Here is a 4128-nt window from a genome sequence, read left to right as displayed (position 1 = left end):
AGTGACCTTTTGGCACCTCAGCAAGCATGGCGGGTGTTAAGGTATTAGCAATTAAAATAGTATTGGCCGGGTAATTTTTAACAGCGTGCTCGGTATTTACAAGATGATGTAATACACGAAGGCCAATATCTTTAACATCAACAGCACGCTCTTTTATATAAGGGTCTTGCATGGCATTAAATTGAGATATTAAACGCTCTATTACAATTTTTAGGGCGCTTTTAGCACACCAGCCTTCTTGTAATTGCATTTCAACATTATGCCCTAAACTTTTAGCGTCAAGCAGTTGTTGATACACATCAAATACCGCAAGAGCTTCGTGCGGAATAGAATCGCTTAGCGTCATAGATAGGGTATTAAATTCTTTGCGCGTTGCAGCTACAGCTTGTGTAAACAAACGGCGCTGCTCAGTAACGTCACTGTCTTTTAAAAGCTCAATAGATTTAAAATCGAGTTTTGGTAATACAACAAATGCTTGCCCTATACCTATTCCAGGCGCGCTCGATACGCCTTTTAAAACAGACGTTTGATGAGATGACTCATCTTGGCGGAGTATTTCTTTAATTTCAGCATGCGCTAACTGTGAAGCAAGCTGGGCAGAAAGCGTTATTAAAAACGACTCTTCGTCTTGGCTAAATACACGTGCCATTTTTTGTTGAACAACAATAACACCCAGTACTTTTTTTTGATGAACAACGGGTACAGATAAAAAAGCGTTGTAGCCTTCTTCGTTTACTTCGGGGGAGAGCTTAAAACGAGGATGCGATTTAGCAAATGCAATATTAATAGGTTCTTCGCGTTGCGCTACTAGGCCAACTAAACCTTCGGTAAAACCAATTCTAAACTTACCTACCGCATCGGGGTTTAGCCCTTCGGTTGCCATAAGTACAAAATTGTCCTGGCTGTAATCTGCAAAATAAATGGAGCAGCACTGGGTTTTCATGGCATCTTTAACCATTTGCACAAAGCACACTAATGCGCTGTCTAAATTCGCTTGTCGCGATACAGACTCCGCAATAGATCTCAGTGTAGCCAGCATGTCCTGCTCCTTTATTTTATTCTGAATTAACTACCTTTTACTTCGCCAATGATCTTTATGTTGTTCTCTCTTATTAAAAGGCATGGCGAAAGGAGCAAACTCTTTCATTACACGTCGATAAACATCCCGTTTAAACGATACAACCTGTCTTACAGGATACCAATAACTTACCCAGCGCCAATCATCAAATTCAGGATGATGGGTTTTAAGTAAATTTACATCTTCGTCTTTACAGCGTAATTTTAGTAAAAACCATTTTTGTTTTTGCCCAATACACACCGGACTAGAGTCTCGGCGGATTAATCGTTTGGGTAATTTATAGCGTAACCAATGTTTTGAGCTTGCGACTATTTCTACATCTTCTGGTCGCAACCCTACTTCTTCGTGTAATTCACGGTACATGGTTTGTTCTGCAGTTTCGCCATCATCAACACCACCTTGGGGAAATTGCCAAGAGTGTTGACCATAACGTCTGGCCCAAAAAACCTGTCCCTGATTATTGCAAATCACAATTCCGACATTGGCACGAAAACCTTCGGCATCAATCACCTTAGTGCCTCATTTGTAAGTCGATTTTTAATGATTGTTCCACATTAGCCGCAATACGGCAAATACTATTATACCCAACCCGATTAGTAAGCTAAGTTTGAGCTTTTAGTACATTGATAAATTATGGTGAGTGGGTAAATATTTGGAAAATAACTTAACAAGGCTATTGCGGTTCTTGTTTTCCTCTAGTTACTCACAGTTTGTGCATAACTTTTGTAAAACACGCTCATTTTGCAAACAAATCCACAATATAAGATCTTAAAACTTAGCTTCTCCACAGATTCTGTGGATAAACATGTTCATATAGTTGTATTTATCCTTACAACTTTGAAATGGCTTAATCAAAACTGAACGTGCACATTTAAAAAAACCTGCAGAGTCAGTAACTTAAAGTAAAGTAGCTTAATTTCAATATGTGCAAAATTAACACAAACAACAGGTGGGCAAAAAACGTACAACCCTAAAGATATCCACGGCTTAGCCTATTTGCTATCATGGCTATGGTATTTATACAACCGAAATTAAGAATATGCGACCTACAAAACCACACTCAATAAACGACTTAATGCAGCGCGTTAACAGTATTTATACAACCGAAATTAAGAATATGCGACCTACAAAACCACACTCAATAAACGACTTAATGCAGCGCGTTAACAGTATTGCCGGATTAACACTTGGGCAACTTGCAAACCAGTACTATTTTAAAACACCTGATGATTTACTACGTGAAAAAGGCTGGACTGGGCAACTCATTGAATACGTACTAGGCGCTACTGCAGGCTCAAAACCCCTCCCCGATTTTGAAGATTTAGGAATTGAGCTAAAAACACTGCCTATTTCTTATAAAGGTAGGCCACTGGAAACTACGTTTGTATCGGTTACACCTTTAATGAACGTGACGGGAATGACGTGGCATACCAGCTCTGTGCGTAAAAAACTAAATCATGTTTTATGGCTGCCAATTTTAAGCGAACGTGATATTGCGCCGTTTGACAGAACCATCGGCAGCGGCTTTTTGTGGCAGCCTTCACCTGAACAAGACGCTTTGTTACAGCGCGACTGGGAAGAGCAAATGGAGCTAATTGCGCTAGGTAGAGTCGACGAAATATCAGGCCATTTAGGCGATGCTATGCAAATACGCCCCAAAGCTGCTCATAGTAAAATAGTCACTGATGCTATTGGCCCAAATGGGCAAATAATTAAAACCCTACCCCGTGGTTTTTATTTAAAAACCAGTTTTACAGGTGATATTTTAAAGCAGCAGTTTCAGCTATGAGTGCGTAAGAAGTTAAAGCATGAGTAAAGCGTTATACTTTTGTGCTCCACTCTTTAGTGCTGCGTACATCAACAAGCTTAAAGCATACAATTTATTTTCATCTCTTTGGAAAAAGTATCAGGCATAAAAAATCCCCGCATAGGCGAGGATTTTATCATCTAAAATTAAAAGTTATATTCTATGTAAAATAGAATTACTGACCTTTAACTTCTTTAAGACCGTTGTACGGTGCTTTATCACCTAATTGCTCTTCAATACGTAGCAATTGGTTGTACTTTGCAACACGGTCAGAACGGCTCAATGAACCTGTTTTGATTTGACCTGCAGCAGTACCCACTGCTAAATCAGCAATTGTTGAATCTTCAGTTTCACCAGAACGGTGAGAAATAACAACAGTAAAACCAGCATCTTTAGCCATTTTGATTGCAGCTAAAGTTTCAGTTAAAGAACCGATTTGGTTAAACTTAATTAAGATTGAGTTAGCAATACCGTTGTCGATACCACGTTTTAAAATCTTCGTGTTAGTTACAAATAAATCATCACCTACTAATTGGATTTTATCACCCATTAGTTTAGTTTGGTGTGCAAAGCCATCCCAATCAGACTCATCAAGACCATCTTCAATAGAAACGATTGGGTACTGATTAGTAAGATCTTGTAAGAAGAAGTTAAATTCTTCAGAAGTGAATTTTTTACCTTCACCTTTAAGATCGTAGATGTTTGCTTCTTTGTCGTAAAACTCAGATGCAGCACAATCCATCGCTAAAGTAATATCTTTACCTAGCTCGTAACCTGCGTTTGCAACAGCTACTTTGATTGCAGCAAGAGCCGCTTCGTTAGATGCAAGGTTAGGTGCAAAACCACCTTCATCGCCAACCGCTGTTGAATGACCATCAGCTTTAAGCACTTTAGCAAGGCTGTGGAATACTTCAGCGCCCATACGTAGGCCTTCGCGGAAGTTTTTAGCGCCAACAGGTTGGATCATGAATTCTTGAATATCTACAGAGTTATCTGCGTGCTCACCACCATTGATGATGTTCATCATTGGAAGTGGCATAGAGTAAACACCTGGTGTGCCATTTAAGTCAGCAATATGTTCATAAAGCTCAACTTTTTTAGACTGTGCAGCTGCTTTCGCAGTTGCTAGTGATACAGCTAAGATTGCGTTTGCACCTAATTTTTCTTTATTTTCGGTACCATCTAAATCTAGCATCACTTTATCAACAGCGTTTTGATCTAATGCATTTTGACCAGCTAAAGC

Annotated in this window: 4 protein-coding genes; 1 reads left to right on the top strand and 3 read right to left on the bottom strand. The window is 39.3% G+C overall.

The window, feature by feature from the left end:
* Together H5072_RS13160 and rppH are read right to left on the bottom strand one after the other, a co-directional pair.
* On the bottom strand, positions 1 to 1039 hold a 1039-nt coding region (locus tag H5072_RS13160), incomplete at its 3' end, for a phosphoenolpyruvate-utilizing N-terminal domain-containing protein (protein WP_182693771.1).
* Positions 1040 to 1069: 30 nt separating this feature from the next.
* Positions 1070 to 1588 carry an RNA pyrophosphohydrolase gene (gene rppH, locus H5072_RS13155; protein WP_002958704.1) on the bottom strand — a complete coding sequence of 173 codons (519 nt, stop codon included), beginning with the start codon at positions 1586 to 1588 and terminating at the stop codon, positions 1070 to 1072.
* A gap of 607 nt (positions 1589 to 2195) precedes the next feature.
* Between rppH and mutH the strand changes: the two genes are divergently transcribed.
* Complete coding sequence (gene mutH / locus H5072_RS13150) at positions 2196 to 2867, top strand: DNA mismatch repair endonuclease MutH (RefSeq protein WP_182693772.1); 672 nt, start codon at positions 2196 to 2198, stop codon at positions 2865 to 2867.
* A gap of 193 nt (positions 2868 to 3060) precedes the next feature.
* On the opposite strand, the gene eno is transcribed toward mutH, so the two are convergent.
* A partial coding sequence (gene eno, locus H5072_RS13145) for a phosphopyruvate hydratase (protein ID WP_182693770.1) occupies positions 3061 to 4128 on the bottom strand: 1068 nt, incomplete at its 5' end.

The sequence above is a fragment of the Pseudoalteromonas sp. SR45-5 genome (assembly GCF_014163565.1).
GTDB classification, from domain to species: domain Bacteria; phylum Pseudomonadota; class Gammaproteobacteria; order Enterobacterales; family Alteromonadaceae; genus Pseudoalteromonas; species Pseudoalteromonas distincta.
Note: the sequence above shows the minus strand (reverse complement) of the source record. Positions and strands in the feature narration are given on the sequence as shown.

Bases quoted from the DNA above. Each gene is read 5' to 3' on its own strand.
- mutH (WP_182693772.1), top strand. From the start codon at position 2,196: ATGCGACCTACAAAACCACACTCAATAAACGACTTAATGCAGCGCGTT.